Genomic DNA, 21615 nt, shown 5'->3' on the forward strand with positions numbered 1-21615 from the left:
TCAATTGAATTTGTCAAATTAGTAACCAAAATATCGTATTAATTATGGTTAGCGATAAATTGACGGTTCTTTGAGTTTCAAGGATGAAGTGCAAGTGTTCGGCTGTACAATCTGAGCCGCTCAAGTAATCGAGCGCATAAAAGAGCGGGTTGTGTTATCCCCTCGTTCACGGATCGGATTCAAAAACGGAGCTATATGGGCAATTGGTAAAAAACCAATTGCCATATTTAGACTTCGCTCGGTCAGAATAAATTTTCTTGTTCTTGCGGATCTGCGGCTGCTTGAGTTGTTGGATTTTCGGTGGTCATCCTTGGATCACTGTAAACTGAGGTTGATGATGACGATTCTTCAGTACCTGGAATGTCTTGCTCGCGGAAATACTCAATAATGGCATTGGATTGGTTATTTTTGGCGAGTAGTCCCGTGGTTGGATCAATGCGCATGGCAACGACATTGTGGGGTTGAGTCAGTTCTTCTTCTGAGGTATTTGCTAAAGCCACTTTCATGAAATCTATCCATAAAGGCAGGGCTAAATTGGCAGCATACTCATGTAAAGACTGTGGCGTATCAAAACCAACCCAAGCAGTGACAACAATTTCTGAATTAAAGCCAGCGAACCATGCATCCACTTGGTCATTGGTTGTTCCCGTTTTTCCTGCAATGTCTTGACGGTTTAAAACTTTTGCAGCACGTGCTGTACCATGTTGGATCACGTCTTTTAAAGCGGTATTCATCAAAAAGGCAACATCCTCTGGAATTACTCTTGGTGCTAAAGTAGAAGGATCCATTTTGGAGGGATCACAATTGTTTTTACAAACAACTGTTGGTTTTGCTTGCAAGAGAATTTTGCCATCGTTGTCGGTAATATGATCAATTAAAAAGGGTTCAACTTTATAGCCGCCATTTGCAAAAACCGCATAGGCAGTTGTTAGATCCAATGGACTTACTGAAAGGCTGCCTAAGGCTAAAGAAAGGGCTCTTGGAAGGCTTGATTTGCGGAAACCGAAATGACTAATAAAGTCAATGGCGTAATCAAAACCGATATCATCTAAGACACGAATGGAAACCAAATTACGTGAGCGCACTAAAGCTTCTTTAAGCCGAGTTGGGCCGTTAAATTTAAGGTTATCGTTGTGCGGACGCCATAAGTTGGCTTGGCTGGGGTCATCAACGACCACTGGCGCATCATTGACAAGCGTAGCAAGTGTATAGCCTTTATTTAAAGCAGCAGCGTAAATGAAAGGTTTAAAACTTGACCCGGGCTGTCTTTCTGATTGAGTTGCACGATTAAACTTACTTTTTTGGAAATTAAATCCACCAACTAAGGCCTCCAGTGCGCCATTATTAGGGTTAAGGGCGACTAAGGCTGCTTCAACCTGAGGAATCTGCGTGAGTTGCCATTGATCATTTTGATTACGGACGTAGACAATGTCACCTACGGCAACCACTTGGCTTGCTTTAGAAGGGCTTTTGCCCATCCATCCGTTTTTCAGCGCGGGTCTTGCCCACGATAACCCTTCCCAAGGAATAGTAAATTTCAGGCCATGTCGCGTGGCTGCAGTGGCTTCTTTTTCACCCACAGTTAAAATAACAGCCGGTTCAAGATCATTGATCACGGGATATTGAGCAAGGATTTTGTGCAGCGAATCCGCTGACTGATTTTCCATCCCGCTGATGTTTGCAACGGGGCCTCGATAACCATGGCGGCGATCGTAGGCGAGGAGATTATTGGTAACCACTTGATTAGCTGCGATTTGAAGTGGACCTTTAATGGTTGTGTATACTTTATAGCCTTTCGTATAGGCCTTAGGCCCAAAATGTTCAAACATGGATTGACGAATCATTTCAGCGACATAAGGCGCATTAACTTGTACGTTCGTGCTATGGTACTGAGCTGTGATAGGTTGGTGTATAGCTTCTTGATATTCTTTTTCGGTTATGTATTTTTCCTCAAGCAAGCGTTCAAGGACATGGTCGCGACGCTTTTTAGCTGCTAGTGGGTTAGTAATCGGGTTTTGAGTTGAAGGTGCTTGTGGTAAACCTGCAATCATCGCTATTTCAGCTAAATTTAGTTCTTTTAAGCTTTTACCATAATAGACCATTGCCGCAGCGCCCACACCATAAGCACGGTTCCCTAGGTAGATTTTATTCAGATAAAGCTCAAGAATCTTTTCTTTGCTTAATTCTCGATCAATTTTAATAGCCAGCAAGATTTCATTAAATTTACGTAGGAAGGTCTTTTTACGTGTTAAAAAGAAATTTCGTGCTACTTGCATGGTAATAGTACTACCGCCTTGAGACTTTGTGCCTGTTTTTATCATCCGCACAGTCGCTCGTCCTAAGCCAAAAATATCTACTCCTGGATGTTCAAAGAAGCGCTGATCTTCCGTTGCTAAAACCGCATGAATCAACATGGGGGGGATTTCTTCGTAAGTAACCGGTATCCGTCGTTTTTCACCGTATTCTTGAATGAGTAATCCATCTTGCGTGTAAATGCGTAAAGGAACTTGCAAATGGACTGTTTTAAGTGATTCAACACTTGGAAGTTGGCTTTCAAGATAAAGATAAAGCACGCTAGCGCAAACGATGAAAAGGAAAAAAAGGCTAACCAATGCCCAAATGCCTTTGCGCCAGAAATATGCTGCTTTTTTCATGAGAGGAGTAATTTAAATTATCAAATCGAATGTGCTGATTATAGCGCTATTTAGTAGTATTTTGCGAATTATTAAGTGAAATATCAGGATAGAGGTCGATCTAATCGCTATCAATTAGGTACTTATGCATAATTTTTAATTACCCTCTTTGAAATCAAAGAGGGTAAAGTGAGAGGCAATTAAGTGTTATTGGGCTTGATAGTTCCCACCCCATTCGATGTAGTTGCAGTAGGGTTAGGAGAAAACGAAAACTGAGTAAGTAGCCCGGGGAAGAATAAAGGTGCCGAGCCACGCTGGTAATTAGTATAAAAACCAGGAGGGAGTGTTGATCTTCCTCTATTCCGTAAAGGATTGCTTTGTGCCATGCTGTCGACTAAATCTACTTCTTTTTCCTCTAAATTGCCGGACTGAGCTGATACCTCTTCGGTGCGAACCTGACTTTCCGCGGCTTGCAGTTTTTCTTTTAGTTCCTTATTCTCTTGCTGTACAATTTTTAATTGCTCTTTAAATTGCTTTTCATGCTCTTGGGCGGATTCAGAAAGTTTGCGCTTTTCTTCTTTCAAGTCATTTACTTGCTCCCTAAGTTTAGTGACCTCTGCACGTAATTCACATGTCTCCTTAATGTCTTTTTTGTGTGCATCAACTATATTTTTAATTCTCGCCCTTACTTGTGATTCCTGAGTGTTGAATGCAAGTTCAAAGGGAATAAGAATTTTTCTTTCGATAGCTTGCGCAGAAACGCATGGCGAAGATTGTATAACCCCGCGTATAAAGCCATACATCTCCACGGTCATTCCATTATATTGAATTTCAGCTTTTGCCCTATGGGAAATCAGCATCAATTTTTGCATATTCAGTATGAACTCAACCAAATTATCTTCTATGTCTTTATAAACAGAGTCTTCTAATGGTGTAGGCTGATCAATTAACGGTCTAAATTTCGTGATTAAGTGGAGAAGATAATTCAAGACTGGAATTCTTGTTTCATAGTTGGTTGTGGCTTCTTTAATAAGTTGCTTCAAATCTTCTACCAATTCTACGTAAGGCTTCTCAAGCAAAACTTCAGCTGATTGACTTTTTTCAGTTTGCGTTTCGTTATAGTAGATGATTGCTGCAGCAAATGAGCGCATTAATCGTTTTAGATCAGACATAGAAAACTCCCTTGTAATTGTGAACTGGTACAAACTGGACATCCTCGACATTCACTATATTGAATTAAACCGATAAGCGCAACCCTTGGACAGATAGACTATTGAAGGTTAGTAAGTACAATTTTCATGCTCTCATTCTAGTAAATTTAAGATTACAAGAAATTTATTTTTTGTAATAACTCAGTTATGATAAGCGCGCTGAAGAATAGAAATGGAAAAGTTTGTTCAGCTAAATAATGAGGGTTTCTGCTGATCATTTTTGCTGGTTTTTAATGCATTCCGCGAAATACGAGCTGATAAGAACAGAACCCAGTCCAACTCGTCAAAAAAATGGAGTCATAGTGTTTAAACGATTCAAATCCAAGACTCGTTCTATGCTTGGTATTGATATTAGTTCAACATCAGTCAGAATTCTTGAAATCTCCACTCAGAATGAAAAGCCTTGTATCGAAGCTTTCGGCTGTAAGCCTTTGATACCCAGTACAGTTGAAGCAGAGGGTATTATCCATACTGACGTACTCACTTCAACGATTAAAACCCTTTTATCCGAAATTAAGCCAGCCTCTAGACAAGTAGCGATTGCTGTTCCTGATTCGATGGTGATTAGCAAAATAATCCAACTTGTTAACAACTTAAATGATCTTGAACTTGAAGAGTTGGCCATTCATGAAGCAAAGAAATTGCTTACGTTTTCCTCAGAAGAGCTTAGCGTCGATTTTGTTGTGCTGGGAGCCAGTGAAGTATTCGGCATGTTGGATGTGTTACTGGTGGTTTCCAAGAGTGAAAATATTGATAAACGTGTTAAAGCGCTTAAGAGTTCAGGATTAGAGGTTATCATTGTTGATATCGAATCTCATGCTATTGCGCGAGCAGTTAATCACATTAATGAAAGTAATTCTGAAGCAGTGATTGCGGTGATTGATATCAGGCCTTGGTCTATGCGCTTATGCATCATAACCGGCGGCAAAGTTGTCTATGCTCGTGATGAAATTTTCGATGCTGATCAGTTATTAATCCCTGTATTGAAACCTATTTGTGATTTAGCTTTGATGCATTTGAAAAGGAATTTCCAATTCTTTTTCGCTAATTGTCATTATAGGGAGATTGATCTGATTTATGTCGCTGGAGAGGGGGTTAATCTGAATGAACTAGCCCAATTCATCGGAGAAGGGTTTGGAGCCTCAACCGTTGTTGCCAATCCGATAAATTGCATTGAGATTGTCAGTCATCAACAGAGAGAACGATTTTCTCAATTAGCTCCATCGTTTTTAGTTGCGTTCGGTTTAGCATTAAGGGGGTACCATGCAAATTGAAGTGAATTTATTGCCTTGGCGGCAAATAATGCGCAATACACAGCAAAGAAAATTTCTAGCCAGCACATTAATCGTTTCCGCATCGATTATGATTATGTGTTTGCTTATGCACTACCACTTCGCAAGGCTTAATAATGAGCAGACAAAACGCAATCAAGAAATTAAAAAGAATATTGATATTTTTGCCGAAAAAATACTTGAAATTAACCAGATGAAGAAAAAAAAGAAAGAAATGACTAAAATGGTGGAATTCGTGGAAAAATTAAGGAATGAAGGATATTTCTTCATTCGCCTATTTGATGAGCTTACCAAAATAATACCCAATGGTATTTATTTGAATAATATACAGTTAAAAAACAGGAAGATTGCTTTGAATGGAGAGTCTGAATTTAATCATTTAATCCCTATTTTAATGAAAAACATTGAGAAAAATCCATGGATGAAAAATCCAAATTTACTCGAAATTAAAAAGGTCGATAATTCACATCGATCATTATTTCATATTATCGTTATTCCTAATTTTAAAAAGAATTAAAGCAAATGAGAAAGATAAATTTCAAGCAGACATGCTGTGTAAATTTTAGCAAAATGCCGATTTCATTGAGTTACCATTCAATAATTGCATTCACAATATTTTTCACGCTAATAAATTATTGGCTTATTGTGAAGGCAGATTTTGAACAGTATAAAATATTATCTAATCAAGCGGAAAAATTAGAAATTGAGTATAAAGATAAGCAGCAAGTGATGAAGCAAAATGATGATGAGATGTCGGCAAAATACTTAAATGATAATTATCAAAAAATGATAAAATTTTACTTTAATAAAGAATGGAGAAATGATTTATTAACAGAGGTTCATGAAATATGTATTAAGTCCGGAATTACCTTGGGTTTTTTTAGTCCACAGCCCAAAATAACTCATCAATTTTTAGTTGAAGAAATCATTGACATAGTCGTCATTGGTGAATATCACCAATTAGCCGTATTTATAAGTAAAATACTACAGCTTAATCATCTCATAGGCTTTGATGCCTTTGAAGTTAAAAAATTTTCAACAAGTAACCATCAAAACAATTTTGAAAAATTGCGCATGGAAATAAAGACAAAATTTTATCAATATAAACAAGAAGTAAAATGAATGAAAAATTGGATCGTTATAATTATGCTATTACTTTGCCCATTAGCCAGTAACGCTGGAGAAAACATTTCTGATCTTAATTTAAAACGGGATCTAATGGATGCAAATTTGCATAAAAATACTGTTTCTAGGTTAACAAGAATCCCAAAATCTTCTCATTTTAGTTACAACGTTAGATATAATCCATTCTTTGGAAAAATTGAGAATAAAAAAAATGGTCAAATAGCGTCTAATAGAAGAGATATTTCACACAGAACAACGATCGATTCCCTACGCTATAGTGGAATGTTAAGAAGAGAGTCAATCTTCTGGGCAATAATTAGCCATAGCGATGGAAAAATAACAGCTGTTAAGCTAGGTGAACAATTGAAGGATACTAAGTGGGCTGTTGTTAAAATTAATAAAAAATTTCTTCTCCTAGAAGAAAAGATTTTTGTTGCAGGAAACTGGAAAAGCAAAGTCTTTAAACTTTATTTAACACCAGGATTTCCTGAGAAGGAATTGACCGTTTAAAACTTAATTGGCATGAAATATCAGGAGCAGATTTGAGTAGGATTATTCTAATTCTTATATTGATAATAGGAAATGATTGTTTGTTTGCAATGGATAGTAACGTAAATGGGACTAAATTGAGTCGCGTTAATCAGGAGAATAAACAGGAAATAGTCCAGACGCTACCTATGGAGCAGAAATCCTATAATAATAAGGATATGGTCAAGTTTATTTCTTTAAATTTTCAGGAGATTAAAGTAAGCGCTGTCCTGCAATTATTGGCTGATTTTACTGGAATAAATATAGTAGTCAGTGATAAAGTAACAGGTAGCTTAAGTTTGCGTTTGGATGACATACTTTGGGACCAAGCATTGGATATTATTCTTACAACTCGATCTTTGAGTAAGCGAAAAATAGGCAATGTAATGTTTGTAGCTCCTGTTGATGAAATCATAGAGCTTGAAAAAAAAGAATTTAGTATGGAGAATGATCGCAGAAATTTTGCACCCCTGCGATCAGACTTACTACAAGTTAATTATGCAAAAGCAGCTGATATTGCTAATTTACTAACAGACCCAAAAACTACACTATTATCTCCTCGAGGTAGTGTAAATGTGGATGCAAGAACCAACACCATTTGGTTACAGGATATTGGGACTCATGTTAAAAAAATAAGGGAGCTTGTAAAGCGCCTTGATGTCCCTGTTAAACAAGTACTCATCGAGGCACGCATTGTCAATGCGACAAAAGATTTTGCAAGGGATTTGGGTGTCCGTTTTGGTGTATCTAGGCCAAACCATTTAGTTGGCCGGTTAAAAGGCATTAAGCAGTCAGTACCATATAGTGGAATGGAAGAAGAGGTCCCTTTGGCTGAACGTCTAAATCTTGATCTGGCTGCGCTACCAATTACAGCGTCGCCGGCATCAGTTGGCGTTGCTTTAGCGAAATTGGGTAATGGTATACTTCTCGATTTAGAGCTTTCTGCACTTGAAAGTGAAGGAAAGGGAGAAATAATTGCTAATCCTAGATTAATAACAACCAATCAACAGACAGCTGTGATTGAGTCGGGAGAGGAAATACCATACCAAGAAGCGACTTTGAGTGGGTCAACTGCTGTCGCATTCAAGAAAGCAGTACTAAGCTTAAAGGTGACACCACAAATTACACCAGATAGTAAGATTTTGATGGATTTGCAGATTAATCAAAATATACCGTCTGTGAAGGTATTTAATGGAGTTCCTTCTATTTTAACAAAGGAAATTCAGACAAGTGTCCTGATTAATGATGGACAAACGGTTGTTTTAGGGGGTATTTATAAAAGAGATAAGTACAATGCACTAAATCGTGTTCCTTTCCTAGGAGAATTGCCTGTCGTGGGACGATTATTTCGAAACAAAACGACTGCGGTTAAAAATGAGGAGTTGCTCATTTTCATTACTCCTAGGATAATAACAAACAACTTGTCAGCAGTAACGATGGAAGGGCGAAGGCAAGCGATTGCAGGAGGTGTTAAGTTGGGCAAGTTTGGTAAGCGAGTAGGATCGATTCATTAGCTATTTGAGTATAATAGCCCCTTTGGGGTAACTCATTATGTAAAACGTTCAGATTTAGTTGCGGTTTCGTACAAAATGCGATGATAAGTGCAGCGTGTCGGTTTGTGAAAACCTCAGCCTCCACTTAGATAAGCTTTTTGCCCCGCATTTTATGCAAAAATCCGCTAGTAGGATCGTTTTCTATATGGGATGGGCTGTTTTAAATTTGAATAACCTACGAAGATCCTTAAGTTTACTGTGTTAATCAAATCTGGGGTTGATTTTCCCCCCATGTTTACAGTCAAGGGGTATGTAATTAAAAATGAGCATAGTTAAAGTACGAAATATCTTTCTAATTGGGCCGATGGGAGCAGGTAAGAGTACAATAGGCCGTACTTTGGCAAAGGAGCTCAAGCTTGAGTTCTATGATTCTGACGAAGTGATTGAAGAACGTGCAGGAGCAGACATTTCTTGGATTTTTGATATTGAAGGAGAAGAAGGCTTTCGTCGCCGAGAGCAGAAAGTGATTGATGAATTAACTCAAAAAACCAATATAGTTTTAGCGACTGGCGGCGGTGTAGTCATGACCCCTGAAAATAGGAATGCTCTTGCGGGTCGCGGTACGGTTATCTATCTTAAGACTTCTATACAGCAACAGTACGAGCGAACAAAACGCGATACGAAACGACCATTGCTCCAAACAGACGACTTAGAGAGTAGGTTGGCAATGCTTCGTGACGAGAGAGAACCATTCTATGATGAATTAGCCGATATTAGTTTTGAAACGGATAAATTAACTGTTAAAGCAGTGGCTAACAACATTATTAAATATATCTATGGCGAAATTTAAGTTACATCAAGAACTCATTATTCGCCTGCCAGGACATGAATATCCTATTCTTATTGGCCATAATGCTTTAACCGATAAAAATCTGCTTCATCGTTATGTTTTGTCTAAGCAAGTGCTAATCGTGACAAACACGACGGTTGCACCAATTTACTTAGGATTCTTAAAATTGGCTTTTGCAGATAGACAATGTGATATCGTCATTCTTGAAGATGGTGAGACATTTAAAAATCAGCAAAGTTTATTTGCAATTTATGACACATTGATAGCCAATCATCACCACCGTGATACAACTTTAATCGCCCTAGGTGGCGGGGTAGTTGGCGACATTACAGGCTTTGCAGCTGCGACATACCAACGTGGGGTCCCTTTCCTGCAAATACCTACCACTTTATTGGCTCAAGTTGATGCATCCGTTGGAGGAAAAACGGCGATAAATCACCCTCAAGCAAAAAATATGATTGGTAGTTTTCACCAACCAAACGCGGTTATTATTGATTTAAATACGCTAAAGACTCTGCCCTTACGAGAGTTCCGTGCTGGCCTTGCTGAAATAATTAAGCATGCCTTATTAGCTGGAGGTGAGTTTTTCAATCTTGTTTACGATGCATTAGAAGCAGGTTTAGATTCCAATAATTCAAGCCAATTACCAGAAATTATTAGCCAGAGTTGCCGAATAAAAGCTGAAATTGTCCAGGCTGATGAGCGAGAAACGGGACAACGCGCTTTATTAAATCTTGGCCATACATTTGCTCATGCACTCGAAGCTTATACCCATTATGAGCGATGGTTGCATGGAGAAGCTGTGGCAATTGGACTTTATTGTGCTGCCCTGCTTTCTCATCACTTAGGGCTATTAGATGAAAAAGCTTTGCAATTTGTCGATAAAATGTTGATGATGGCTAAATTACCACGCAGAATTCCTGCTGATATTGACCTTAATGAGTTACGCGCATTAATGTCACAAGATAAAAAAATTAAGAATAAGCGTTTGCGCTTTATTTTGATGAGAGCAATAGGATGTTGTCACATTCAAGACAATGTGTCAGAAGACAGTTTGCGTTTATCATTGCAGAGTGCAATTGAAGGAGATTAACATGCAAAATGAGGCAATTGAGCCAAGTATCAAGGAACGGGATAACCCGGTTGCCAAGCAAGTTTTTAAACCCAATTCTTGGCTTACCAAGATTGATTATATTAATCACCTTGTATTATTTAATAACGTCATGATAGCGGTTTTGGCGGAGCAAGGGGCCGGTAAAACGACTTTTGCTAAATTGCTGCAATCAAGTCTTGATTCGCAGATTAAAGCGCATCTGATGAAGGCGAAAGCGCCTTTTTCGCAAGCGGATTTTCTAAATCAGCTGGATGCGGTATTCCATTTTCGTATTGATTCAGAAATCAGTCTTGCAAAACTAGTTAGTCAAATTAACGAGCGGAAAGCACATGTATTAATCATTATTGATGATGCACAGAATTTACCGGATTCATTTTTGCAAGAAGCGCTGTTTGAACTAAAACATCAAGGAGATAGTGGCTTCTTTCATCTATGCTTTGTGTCTGATTTTTCATTAGTGGCAAGCTTAAATAAACTGGAACCCCATTTAATCCATACGTTAGAGCCAGGTGTTCTAACAGAGTCAGAAACAAAAACTTATCTGTTTAATGCTTTCCCCTTTCCTAAAGTATTAGATAAGGCATTGGATGAGAAGCGGTTAGAGCAGTTTTATCAGTTAACAGGCGGCAATATTGCACGCATCAATAGCCATATGAAGGACTTTTTTGGTTCCGAATCCAATCAATTACTCGAGCGCCACAAATCATTTATTCGAAATATGGGTTTCTTAGCCACTGCAGCGATTGCTTTGCTGGCTTCATCTTATATATGGCAAAACCAGTTTTTACCTTCTTCCGCGAGTTTTCAAGAAGAGGTGGAGTATGATACCTCTCCCGATCTTGTGGCAGAGGTTAGCCAACCTTTGCCTTCGTTAGTACCCACTATCTCAACAGTCGATAAAGAGCCAGTTTTGGTTAGTCAATTGCCTGATATAAATCAAGCTCTTATTAGCCGACCGAGCCAAATACCTGGCTGGCTAACAGCTTCGGTGAAACAACAAGTCCAACCCTCACCAAAACGCGTTTTAGATTTCGCGCTTGAGGAGGAGGAAACCAATGATTCTCTCGTGGTTAGGGATAGGGTTGTTGTTATTCCTAAAACTTTGCCTGCCGCTAACTCAACGTCAAAAGTTGCTTCTTCAAACCAATCTCAAGATAACATGAGCAAAATTGCAAAAGTAAATACCACAAAAGGCCAATACACTATACAGGTCTTAGCAAGCCGCAAGCGGGATGATGTCATGCGTTTTGTGAATAGCCATAAAATGACTGCAAATGCAAAAATACGCTTAACGAAACGGGATGGTTTGGATTGGTACGTATTGACTATCGGGGAGTTTGGTCAAGTAGAACAGGCTCAGGCCGCAATTAAAACGTTGCCCGCTGAACTTGCCCAATTTAATCCGTGGATTCGTCCTGTTGGTCAGTTAAAGGCAGTCGGCTAAGAAAAGTATCACACGAGCGTTTGCATTACTGAAATTGCATTGAAGCTATGGACAGTTTCTTAGAAGAAACGATCACCGGCTTTTTTAATAAGATCATGCATTATTAACGTTCCGAATATGAGTTAGTGCATTTATAGGTTTTTTAAATTCGACATGCCTCTGTCAATATACTTCAATCCGTCTTGATCATGCCTCGGCTCTAATCTAGATTTGCAATGGCTTAGGGATAGCTTTTTGTCTTGTCCATGTTAAATAGCCAACACCAGCCATTCCCGTATAGACAAGCATCAGTAAGCAGTGAAAAGGTAATTGCTTATGTAAATACATGTAGGCATAAATGGCATCGGTAAAAAGCCAAAAAATCCAGGTGGCTATTGCTTTATAGCACATTAACCATTGAGCTGTGAGGCTTAATGAGGTAGTTAGTGCATCAAGTAGTACTACGTCAGAACGAGTAAACATTAAAAGTAAAGTGCTTATAAGTATGAAGCAGCCCAAAAGCAGCGTTAGTAATAAATGCCATTGTTTTTTTGAAAGGTTGCGAATCCCCTCGAGTTGCGGAGTTGGTTTTTGCCATACATACCAACCATAGCAAGTACTAAAAAAATAAAATGATTCAAGCAACATATCGGCATAGATTCCCTTTTGCCAATAGAGGAAACCATTGAAGCATGTAGCGAATAGCGTCGTTAGCCAAGCTTTGCAATCAAGACGAATAAAATAATAGGTCGACAAAAGTGAGCAAATTGCACCAAATAAATCTAACATCATAACTATTCCCTACGACGGCATGATCCGACAGGTTCAATGGGTATAATCTCAGCCTCTCAATAACTAGTAAAAGATCTACCTGCCAGGAAACGGTCGGATTTAGCGATTCTAGCTATCCATCTAATCGTTCTGGTTTTTTAAGAGACACCCCTTAGGTGTGTTAACACTTATAAAAATTGGCCGTATTTTTGCATGATTCATTCAGCTAAATTCTATGAGAAGTAACACAAATAATAAACTTGATTTAGCATAATCCACCTTACGCTCGGGGCAAATTTTATAGTAAACTGACGAAGGTGGAAATAAAAAATTTTCTATTACCTTTAAGGTGTCAACACGCCTAAGGTAAATTCGAGGGTTGCAAGGAGAGAATTATGTACAAAAGGGTATTATTCGCGACTGATTTTGATGAAGTGGGAATTAGAGCCGCGCATAAAGCAAAGAAAATAGCTGATGAAAATCAAGCAGAATTATATCTTGTTCACGTTGTTGAGCCGATTCCTGCCTACGCATATCCAGGTTTTGCCGGATTTGCTGAAGTTGAAGTTTCAATTCGTGAGCAAGCTGAGAAAGAATTGGCTACTCTAGCTAAGCAACTTGGAGTTGATGAAAAACATTGTATGATTGAATTTGGTTCAACAAAGAACGAAATCCTGCGTGTTGCTCAAGAAAAGAAAATTGATTTGATTGTGACTGGCAGTCACGGAAAGCACGGTCTTGCTCTGCTCCTTGGCTCCACTGCCAATGCCATTCTTCATGGGGCGGAATGCGATGTGTTAATAGTGCGTCCTTTGCCCTCTCATTCAAAATAAACAATCGCGTGTACTGACTCTAAACAGGAAAAATCAAAACCTTATTTCACTTATCTTGACGTCCCGAGGGTTCTGCGGGGCGTCGGTATCCTGGCTTTAACTTGACAGCAGTGAGGCAATGCTTGTCACGCAAGATTCAGGTGAATCGGAGGCAACACAATCACTGGCTTCGATCATCCGGTTTCATAAAAAGATCCTATACTATAATTTTCATTAGGATTAACTAAATGTCTAAACGGGGCTATGATGATATATCAACGCATTATGGTCGCTGTGGATGGAAGCGAAATATCCCATTTAGCTTTAAAAGAAGCTATTCGGTTGGCCAAAGATCAAAAAGCCGAACTGCGCATCATCCATGTGATTGATGAAAGTGCTGTTTACCCTACTGAAAGCCACGTGGATTATGCTTCGCTTTGGCAAGTTCATCGCGAGGAAGGGTTAAAATTTTTAGATCAAATTAGTGAGGAAGTTCGTAATGAGCAAGTTCCATTCGACTGTAAATTAGTTGAATTGAAGCCTTTTGCTGGGAAGATTGCTGAAAAAATTGGAGAAGAAGCAAAAGTATGGCCTGCCGATTTGTTGGTTTTGGGAACACATGGTCGACGAGGTTTAAATCATTTACTTTTAGGAAGCGTGGCAGAACAAATTATCAGAATTGCAACAACACCTGTCTTGCTCATTCGGGATCAGTAAGCTACCTTCCTGTATACCGGATTTAGATTAAATACTGCATAAACCACAGTTTTGCTAGATTAGCGACGATATCCAAAGCTCCCGGTTCCTCAAACAGGTGAGTTGCACCAGGGACTATTTCCAGTTTTTTCTCACAGTTCATTTGAGCCATTGCCTCTTCATTCATTCCTATAACCACCTCATCGTTGCCACCAACAATTAATAAAGTGGGTGCTTTTAGCCTAGGTAAACTCTCAGTCGCCAAATCAGGTCTTCCGCCACGAGAGACGACTGCTTTAATTAATTCGGGGGCTTTTGCGGCAGCTACAATTGCGGCGCCCCCTCCGGTACTGGCACCAAAATACCCAAAATTCAAATGGTAATTCCCTAGCTCATCCGAGCACCAATACGTGGTATCAAGCAAACGAGAAGCAAGGAAAGGAATATCAAAACGAAATTCACGAGTGAAATTGTCAATTGCATCTTCTTCTGGTGTTAATAAATCAAAAAGTAAAGTCGCTAATTTTGCTTTGTTTAAAATCCGAGCAACATGCTGGTTGCGTATGCTCAACCGACTGCTGCCGCTTCCATGCGCAAATAATACCATTCCTCTGCACTCTTGAGGTATGTGTAAAATACCATTAAGTTCTGCCTCAGCAAGAGGAATGATAATCGAATGTTCAATATCCTTAGCAAAGTTCACCATATTGTCATCCTTTAGTCGATAGATGAGAGGAGGATTTTTGATGTGCTTTAGTAAGTAGTGTAAAAACCTCCTCATCCGTTGTTTGCGAAAAATCTTCATACCACAAACCTACTGCATAAAAATTAACAGGTCTAAGCGGGCAAACAAGCTTATCAGCCAGTTTTGTTAACTCCTCGCAGGTTGATTGGGCAGCAACAGGTACTGCGACGATGATCGAAGCCGGTTTTAATTGACGTAACGCTTTAAGAGCGGCAAACATTGTTGCACCAGTTGCTACGCCGTCATCGACAAGAATAATTGTCTTGCCGGTAATTTTTAGAGGGGGACGGCCTTTCCGATACACAGATTCGCGCCGCTCAAGTTCGGCTTCTTCAGCTTTGATAACTCGTTGGATAGCCGCCTCAGGTAAATTTAAAGAATCAAGGATTTCTTGATTAAAAAAAACCGTCCCCCCAGTTGCAATAGCACCCATTGCAAGTTCTTCATGCCCAGGAACTCCTAACTTCCGGACAATAAAAACCTCAAGTGGGATTGAAAGTGTAGCTGCAACTTCGTAGGCAACAGGAACGCCACCGCGTGGTAGCGCCAAGACAATGGTATTTGGCTTGTGTGCGTAGTCTTCTAGTAGCCCTGCAAGCATTGTCCCTGCTTCGTAACGGTCAATGAATTTTTCCATATCTTCCAGTCCTAAGTGCTAAAAGAAAGATGCATAAATTGTATTATTCTTATAAAGTATAGCTTGGATAAAATAAGGACGTTTTTATGCACGCCATGCAAATGCAACAACCAAAGCAAGAATTAGTGTGGGTTGAAGTTGGGAAACCTAAACCAGCACCTCACGAAATTCTCATCAAGGTGAGGGCTTGTGGAATTTGTCGGACTGATTTGCATGTTGTCGATGGCGAGCTAGAGAATCCTAAGCTCCCGCTAATTCCGGGTCATCAAATTGTGGGGCATATTGAAAAACTCGGTGAGAAGGTAAAAGGGTTTGAGCTTGGCCAACGGGTTGGTGTGCCATGGTTAGGAGGGAGCTGTGGAAAGTGCAATTTTTGTTTATCTGGACGTGAGAATCTCTGCGATGAAGCGCGTTTTACAGGATATCAAATTGATGGTGGCTTTGCAGAGTATTGCGTAGCCGATTCCCAGTTTTGCTTCCCGATACCCATAGGCTATCCTGATTACCAAGCCGCTCCGTTATTTTGCGCAGGCTTAATTGGCTACCGCGCGCTTTTGAAAACAGGTGATGCAAAACATTTAGGCTTATATGGTTTTGGTGCAGCAGCGCATATTCTCATACAAGTTGCCCGCCAACAAGGTCGAGAGGTGTATGCATTTACTAGTCCTGGTGATCGTGCTGCACAAGATTTTGCCTATCAATTGGGAGCAAGTTGGGCAGGTGGGTCAGATCAAAAAACGCCGCACCTCCTTGAAGCAGCGATAATTTTTGCTCCCGTAGGCAGTCTTGTCCCTTTAGCGCTTCGCAACACGGCAAAAGGGGGTATTGTGGTCTGCGCGGGCATACATATGAGCGATATTCCCCGTTTCCCTTATGAAATTCTTTGGGGAGAGCGTACGTTATGTTCTGTTGCCAATTTGACAAGAAAAGACGGTGAAGAATTTTTATCTTTAGCCCCTACAATTCCAGTCAAAACAGAAGTCCACACCTATCCTTTACGCGAGGTAAATCGAGCTCTTGATGATCTGCGGTACGGCCGATTTACTGGCGCAGCAGTAATAACGATTTGAGCTTAATCCAATCGGCCGGTTTATCGTGTTTGTTCCATTGATAACTTTTGTTACTAAAAATCTCTTCTCTTTAAAGATAGTTCTTTACATAATACGAGCGATTTTTATGCTTCAAGGACTAATTATGAAAAAATCTATGTGTTTAACGGTAATTTCCATGGCTTGTGTCTCGGCATCTTGTTTTGCGGATCCTTCCATTTACCAAAATGCTCGCTTATATATAAACACGGCTTTAAACCGATTAGATGCTGTATCATGTGACAAAACAGCCACGCAATGTGTTGCTGTTGGTTTTGGAGGTGAATACCATTTGCATGAGCGCTTAGCGTATACGAGCCAAGATGGTGGCTTAACTTGGAGCGATCCGATTGCCTTAGCTTCGCCGAAAGAGGAAATTACCCCCGTTTTAAATGACAGTCCAAATCCAGCCAATATTAATTGTGATGAATCTGGCCAACAATGCATCGTGACCAGTTCTGCTATTATTGAAAGGGTACCGACTCCGGTCGTTTATATAACCAAAGATGGCGGTTTAACTTGGAGTGCACCTAAGACTTTGCCTTTGCCAAAGGGAGTTAATAAGACACAAGTTTATGGAAATAATTCGCTTTTTACCGCTATATCGTGTGATCAAGCAGGGGTAGTATGTACGATAGCTGGTGGATTAGCAGGGGATCGTGAAGCGGTTCCTTTAATTTACACAACCAAGAATGCAGGGGAAGTTTGGAAATTATTTAGTTCATTAAGACAACCTTCTTATCAAGCACCAAGTTCAATTTACCACGGTACTTCTTTGTCTGGTGTGAGTTGTAATTTTTCAGGCCGAAATTGTGTTGCTGTTGGTAATTCAGTCATCTCTACCTCTTTCTTTAGTGAACATTATTCAAGTCATCCAGTGGCCTATTACACTCAGGATGGCGGAGACCACTGGAGTAAGCCGGTTGTGTTATCAATGGAAGAAACTGATAGCAATGCGGGTACCTTAGTGGATGTAGCGTGTGATGGTGCAGGTATGCAGTGCACGACAATTGGTTATATCTACGATTTCTACAAAACTGCATACCAGCCTTTTTCATTCACTACTCGTAACGGTGGTGTAGATTGGGACAATATGAATCCAATTACCCCTAAAGAAGGTGAGTACGTTCTAAACTCAATGCATTGTGATGACTCAGGGAAACATTGTGTTGCAGTGGGATCGGAAATTAAACATATCGCCACTATCCCGTTTCTAAAGCCCCTTATCTATTCTACGAACAACGCTGGAAAGATTTGGGAAAAGGATAACGAAAGGCCGTTCCCTACTTCTGCTAAGCTAAATGACATCTTTTGTAACAATACCGGCGAACGGTGCTTGGCTGTGGGTGCCCAAATCGATACGAATTCCCTCGCAGCGAAACAGCTTAAAGGATTATTGAATCAGCGAGCGCCATTTCCATTGCATAAGCCTCAATCATTAAAAAAATAATTTATTGTGAGAGCTCAACTCATCGTCTTCCATCCGAAGACGATGAGTCTATTTTTTGATTGATCAGATTAATTTTTTTCCTTATCTCTGGACAAGAGAGCTAATTTTTACCATCATTGCCAATTCAAAAACATAGAGTGGAAATGGGGATCACTAATGGAAAAAATAAAAATAGCAGTAGTTGCCTTCTTTTTAATGAGTTTGTGCCAATTAACCAATGCCGCACAAACAAATAGCCGTCTAGAAACGATTGATAAAGCCAATCAAAAAGCCATTCTGTTTTATGTGAATGAATATCGGGCTAAACACGGTTTAAAACCTCTTAAACTCGATAGCCTTATGTCAAAAGAAGCTGCAAAACACAGTCGAGATATGGCTAGACATGCCATCCCCTTTGGGCATAAAAATTTTGATAAACGCATTCATCGGATATTTGCCAAAATTAAACAGTGCCAAGGAGGGGCTGAAAATGTTGCTTACAATTACAAAGATGGGAAAGATGTTGTACGCAATTGGCTAACTAGCCCAGGCCATCGTAGGAATATTGTAGGGAATTATAATTTAACGGGCATTGGTTTAGCGCGTGATAAAAAGGGGAAACTTTATTTCACACAAATCTTTTTACGCACAACCAATCCTGTCTATCAAGGAAAATCACTCGGATAATAGGTGTGATTGTTGGGTGTGGTGTTTATTGCTCTTTTTTGAAAAGTAATCCATAGTTTAATTGTAATAGATTGCAATGCTTAATGCATAATGAGTTAACCCTGCTTATGGGGTAGCAAGAGAGGGTGTGTAGAGGAGTCAGATATTGCCTAAAAAAGTTACAAATTTGGAACATCCTTATGAAAGATTACAGAGTATAAAACTGGGGTTATTTTATGGTGTGATTTCAGCTTTTTCTTTTGCAGCGATGTCTGTTTTTGTTAAAAAAATTGGCGCATTGTTACCTACTTCGCAATTAATATTTTTTCGATTTAGCATTAGTTTAATCATCCTTCTTCCCTGGATCGTTACAGATAAAACATTCAGCTTAAAAATACAGCAACCTGTGCAGTATGGCGGGAGAATTTTAGCAGGGTTATCAGCATTATTTTGTGTGTTTTATGGTATAAAATTTATCCCGCTTGTTGATGCTCTTCTGTTGAATAATACAGCGCCTTTATTTGTTCCTTTAATTGCCTGGCTTATGATAGGAGCTAAAACGCCTAAAAAGGCTATTTTAGGGATTGTAATAGGATTCATAGGAGTAGGGCTTATCCTTAGTCCAGGGCAAGAAATTTTATGCCTTGCTTCCACAATTGCGCTTGCCTCAGGCTTTCTTACCGCTTTAGCGATTGTGCAAATGCGTGTCATAAGCAAAAGCAGCTCAACAAAACAAATGCTATTTTATTACTTTATTGTCAGCACCTTTGTGTCGGGCCTTGTGGCAGCTATTCAATGGAAATCGCCAGGAACGGTTGAGATTTGGGTATTCTTGTTGGCAGTTGGTGTGTTTGGCACTCTTTATCAGATCTTTGCCACATTATCTTATGTTACTGCGCCAGTGCGCTTAATGTCTCCCCTTGTTTTTCTGATCGTGGTTTTTGGCGGTTTTTTTGATTGGCTAATTTGGAGTTATGTCCCTAACTTATTCACTTTATTGGGTGCATTATTGGTTATTATTGGAACTGTCATTACCGTATATTTTGGCCATAAGGAAATCGACTTGATGAGAAATAACCAGAGGTAGTCCGTACTCAGAAGTTGATACGGACTCGTTAAGTATTAGCTAAGCAGCCATGTCTAAGCTTTCTTCTTTGAGTGATTTGATTACAGCTGATCTTTTATTAAGTTCTGCAAAATACCGTGATAAATGAGTGAATTCTTTTATATCAATGTTCATTTGTGAAGCCCATAAAAGCATTACAAATAAATAAGCATCAGCCATTGTAAAGTGATCGCCTGCAATAAAATTTGTTTTACTAAGTTGTTTATCAACATAACCTAACTTTTTCCTAATGGCAGGAATAAAAATGTTTTCTCTCATTTCTGATGTAATAGCTGGGTTGAATAGATTACCAAAGGTTTTATGCAATTCAGTAGAAATGTAATTTGACCATGCGAGCACATGATAACGATGAAAATCACCTATTTCTGGGCATAAATTTGTGGCTTTAAATTTGTCAACTAGGTACTGCTGAATCACAACATTTTCAGTAAGAATTTCCTTTTTATCCAATTCAAGAGAAGGGACTGCGCCCTTTGGATTAATTGCTAGGTAATCTTCATTTTTTTCGGTCTTTTTAGTTTTCAGATTAACGGATTCATACTCACAATCTAAGCCAATCTCATTAATAATTATGCGAACAGCCAGTGAACAAGCACCTTTAGAATAGTAGAGTTTCATTGCCTAATCCTTTTTTTGTTGTAGGTATACATTTGTAACGTGCTTTTATGGGTAACTACAAGTAAAAAAATTAATTTTCGACGGCTTCACTCGACTTAGTAAGAAAAAGGGCGCCAGCTAAGAAGAGAAAATACCCGAATCCAGTTAATGCACAATAAAAACCAAAAAAAGTATTACTATGCGATTGATAAAAATGATTGGCTATTTCTATGCCTATAGCTTGCACACACATCCCAATCATACTCATCAATGCAGAAGTTGTTCCTTTACTGATCGGGGTGCAAAACAAAATAAACCGGTTTAACGGTGCTGCTGCTATCCCTAATCCAAAAAAATAAATAATTAAACCGGGTAACAGCCAGAAAAAATAATTGCTCACGGCTAATGTCAACAAAAAACTCGTAAGTAAACCAACACCTACTACAACAGATCCCAGACGGAGAATTTTTTTTACAGTACCCCGATGAGTTAGGCGCTGGAGAACCCAATTACCTAGGATAGTTGCTCCAAATAAAGGAATTTGCCATAAGCCATATTGGATAACAGATAATTTTGCTTCGGCAATTAAAATTACTGGAGCGAGGGCTATCCAAGCTACACAGGGCAATCCCACTAAACCAAGAGCTATTGACCCCAAAATAAAGGGGGCATTCGTGAGCAAATTTTTATAATTATTCAAAACAGTTCGAGGTGATAGTGAAATACGCTGAATTTCTTCTCCATCCCGTTTAGTTTGACCAATTGGCTCAGGCATAAATCGCCATAAACCCCACAATGCCAATAGAGCGAATAGACCAATGAGTACAAAAATAAGCCGCCAACTGAAATAATGAATAAAAGCTGCCCCAAGCAATGGACCTAACAGGGGGGCGATGGTAGACACATTAGCCATAATGGCAATGAGGCGAATTGCATCCATCTCAGCAAAAATTTCCTGTAAGGTGGCATAGCCAATAACACCAATAAAACATAGGCCCATACCTTGGAAGAAACGGGCGGCTAAAAATTGATCAATGGAATTAGAGCATGCAATTGCGACTGTGCAAAGTAAAAAAAGGAAAGCGCCTGAAAGCATGACTGGTCTGCGGCCGTATCGGTCAGAAATAGGGCCAAGAAATAATTGTAAGCTTGCTCCGCCTAAAATATAAGCAGTGAGAGAGGTAGCAACTGCACTTTCAGGTCCTTTGAACGATTCGACGACTTTAAGCATACCGGGCATGATCATGTCATTCGCCACGTAGGTTAAGAATTCATAAAGAACTAAAAAGCACGCGAAGACCAAGGCTTGTTGGCGTGTGATATTGATAAGCGGCTGAGCCATGGCAGTTTCTCTGTAAGGTAATTGTTGAAGCCAGCTA

General features: G+C 39.5%; 20 protein-coding genes and 1 pseudogene. 14 read left to right on the plus strand and 7 right to left on the minus strand.

The window, feature by feature from the left end:
* Positions 1-242: 242 nt before the first annotated feature.
* The gene (locus LMI_RS05460; RefSeq protein ID WP_074454204.1) at positions 243-2654 is read right to left on the minus strand and encodes a penicillin-binding protein 1A; all 2412 of its coding nucleotides are present in this window, start codon (positions 2652-2654) and stop codon (positions 243-245) included.
* 179 nt (positions 2655-2833) lie between these two features.
* Positions 2834-3805, minus strand: coding sequence for a hypothetical protein (locus tag LMI_RS05465; RefSeq protein ID WP_045098894.1), 972 nt, complete (start codon positions 3803-3805; stop codon positions 2834-2836).
* Positions 3806-4146: 341 nt separating this feature from the next.
* Between LMI_RS05465 and pilM the strand changes: the two genes are divergently transcribed.
* From pilM to LMI_RS05505, 8 genes and pseudogenes are all read left to right on the plus strand, one after another.
* On the plus strand, positions 4147-5118 hold the full coding sequence (gene pilM, locus LMI_RS05470; RefSeq protein ID WP_161939854.1) for a type IV pilus biogenesis protein PilM: 972 nt from the start codon (positions 4147-4149) through the stop codon (positions 5116-5118).
* Positions 5108-5653: a PilN domain-containing protein gene (locus LMI_RS05475; protein WP_045098896.1), complete on the plus strand. Its 546-nt coding sequence runs from the start codon at positions 5108-5110 to the stop codon at positions 5651-5653. Before pilM ends, LMI_RS05475 begins: the two co-directional genes overlap by 11 nt.
* A gap of 128 nt (positions 5654-5781) precedes the next feature.
* Complete coding sequence (locus LMI_RS05480) at positions 5782-6258, plus strand: type IV pilus inner membrane component PilO (RefSeq protein ID WP_161939853.1); 477 nt, start codon at positions 5782-5784, stop codon at positions 6256-6258.
* Positions 6259-6771, plus strand: a complete 513-nt coding sequence (locus LMI_RS05485; RefSeq protein ID WP_045098898.1) for a pilus assembly protein PilP — start codon at positions 6259-6261, stop codon at positions 6769-6771.
* 203 nt (positions 6772-6974) lie between these two features.
* A pseudogene (locus LMI_RS05490) lies at positions 6975-8303 on the plus strand (type IV pilus secretin PilQ); the annotation flags it as partial.
* Positions 8304-8604: 301 nt separating this feature from the next.
* Positions 8605-9132, plus strand: coding sequence for a shikimate kinase AroK (gene aroK / locus LMI_RS05495; protein ID WP_045098899.1), 528 nt, complete (start codon positions 8605-8607; stop codon positions 9130-9132).
* Positions 9119-10225 (plus strand): 3-dehydroquinate synthase, encoded by a 1107-nt coding sequence (gene aroB / locus LMI_RS05500; RefSeq protein ID WP_045098900.1) that lies wholly within the window; start codon positions 9119-9121, stop codon positions 10223-10225. The genes aroK and aroB overlap by 14 nt, the downstream gene beginning before the upstream one ends.
* A 1-nt stretch (position 10226) precedes the next feature.
* Positions 10227-11690 (plus strand): AAA family ATPase, encoded by a 1464-nt coding sequence (locus LMI_RS05505; protein WP_045098901.1) that lies wholly within the window; start codon positions 10227-10229, stop codon positions 11688-11690.
* 204 nt (positions 11691-11894) lie between these two features.
* Here LMI_RS05505 and pnuC read toward each other — a convergent pair whose 3' ends face one another.
* Positions 11895-12461: a nicotinamide riboside transporter PnuC gene (gene pnuC / locus LMI_RS05510; protein WP_045098902.1), complete on the minus strand. Its 567-nt coding sequence runs from the start codon at positions 12459-12461 to the stop codon at positions 11895-11897.
* 374 nt (positions 12462-12835) lie between these two features.
* Between pnuC and LMI_RS05515 the strand changes: the two genes are divergently transcribed.
* Together LMI_RS05515 and LMI_RS05520 are read left to right on the plus strand one after the other, a co-directional pair.
* The gene (locus LMI_RS05515; protein ID WP_045098903.1) at positions 12836-13273 is read left to right on the plus strand and encodes a universal stress protein; all 438 of its coding nucleotides are present in this window, start codon (positions 12836-12838) and stop codon (positions 13271-13273) included.
* A gap of 243 nt (positions 13274-13516) precedes the next feature.
* Complete coding sequence (locus LMI_RS05520; RefSeq protein WP_349267102.1) at positions 13517-13969, plus strand: universal stress protein; 453 nt, start codon at positions 13517-13519, stop codon at positions 13967-13969.
* A gap of 22 nt (positions 13970-13991) precedes the next feature.
* Here LMI_RS05520 and LMI_RS05525 read toward each other — a convergent pair whose 3' ends face one another.
* The gene (locus tag LMI_RS05525; protein ID WP_045098904.1) at positions 13992-14654 is read right to left on the minus strand and encodes a dienelactone hydrolase family protein; all 663 of its coding nucleotides are present in this window, start codon (positions 14652-14654) and stop codon (positions 13992-13994) included.
* 4 nt (positions 14655-14658) lie between these two features.
* Entirely contained in the window at positions 14659-15330 is a 672-nt protein-coding gene (locus LMI_RS05530; protein ID WP_045098905.1) for a phosphoribosyltransferase, read from the minus strand.
* 86 nt (positions 15331-15416) lie between these two features.
* Here LMI_RS05530 and LMI_RS05535 point away from each other — a divergent pair, with 86 nt between their 5' ends.
* From LMI_RS05535 to LMI_RS05550, 4 genes are all read left to right on the plus strand, one after another.
* A complete protein-coding gene (locus LMI_RS05535; RefSeq protein ID WP_045098906.1) occupies positions 15417-16400 on the plus strand; it encodes a zinc-dependent alcohol dehydrogenase family protein in 984 nt (327 codons plus the stop codon).
* A 124-nt stretch (positions 16401-16524) separates the two neighbouring features.
* Positions 16525-17868 carry a hypothetical protein gene (locus LMI_RS05540; RefSeq protein WP_045098907.1) on the plus strand — a complete coding sequence of 448 codons (1344 nt, stop codon included), beginning with the start codon at positions 16525-16527 and terminating at the stop codon, positions 17866-17868.
* A gap of 156 nt (positions 17869-18024) precedes the next feature.
* Positions 18025-18534, plus strand: a complete 510-nt coding sequence (locus tag LMI_RS05545) for a CAP domain-containing protein (RefSeq protein WP_045098908.1) — start codon at positions 18025-18027, stop codon at positions 18532-18534.
* A 145-nt stretch (positions 18535-18679) separates the two neighbouring features.
* A complete protein-coding gene (locus LMI_RS05550) occupies positions 18680-19600 on the plus strand; it encodes a DMT family transporter (protein WP_045098909.1) in 921 nt (306 codons plus the stop codon).
* A 39-nt stretch (positions 19601-19639) separates the two neighbouring features.
* Here LMI_RS05550 and gstA read toward each other — a convergent pair whose 3' ends face one another.
* Both gstA and LMI_RS05560 read right to left on the minus strand, forming a co-directional pair.
* Positions 19640-20257 carry a glutathione transferase GstA gene (gene gstA / locus LMI_RS05555; RefSeq protein ID WP_045098910.1) on the minus strand — a complete coding sequence of 206 codons (618 nt, stop codon included), beginning with the start codon at positions 20255-20257 and terminating at the stop codon, positions 19640-19642.
* A gap of 70 nt (positions 20258-20327) precedes the next feature.
* Positions 20328-21578 carry an MFS transporter gene (locus LMI_RS05560; RefSeq protein WP_045098911.1) on the minus strand — a complete coding sequence of 417 codons (1251 nt, stop codon included), beginning with the start codon at positions 21576-21578 and terminating at the stop codon, positions 20328-20330.
* Positions 21579-21615 lie beyond the last annotated feature (37 nt).

Source organism: Legionella micdadei, assembly GCF_000953635.1.
In the GTDB taxonomy this organism is placed as follows: Bacteria; Pseudomonadota; Gammaproteobacteria; order Legionellales; family Legionellaceae; genus Tatlockia; species Tatlockia micdadei.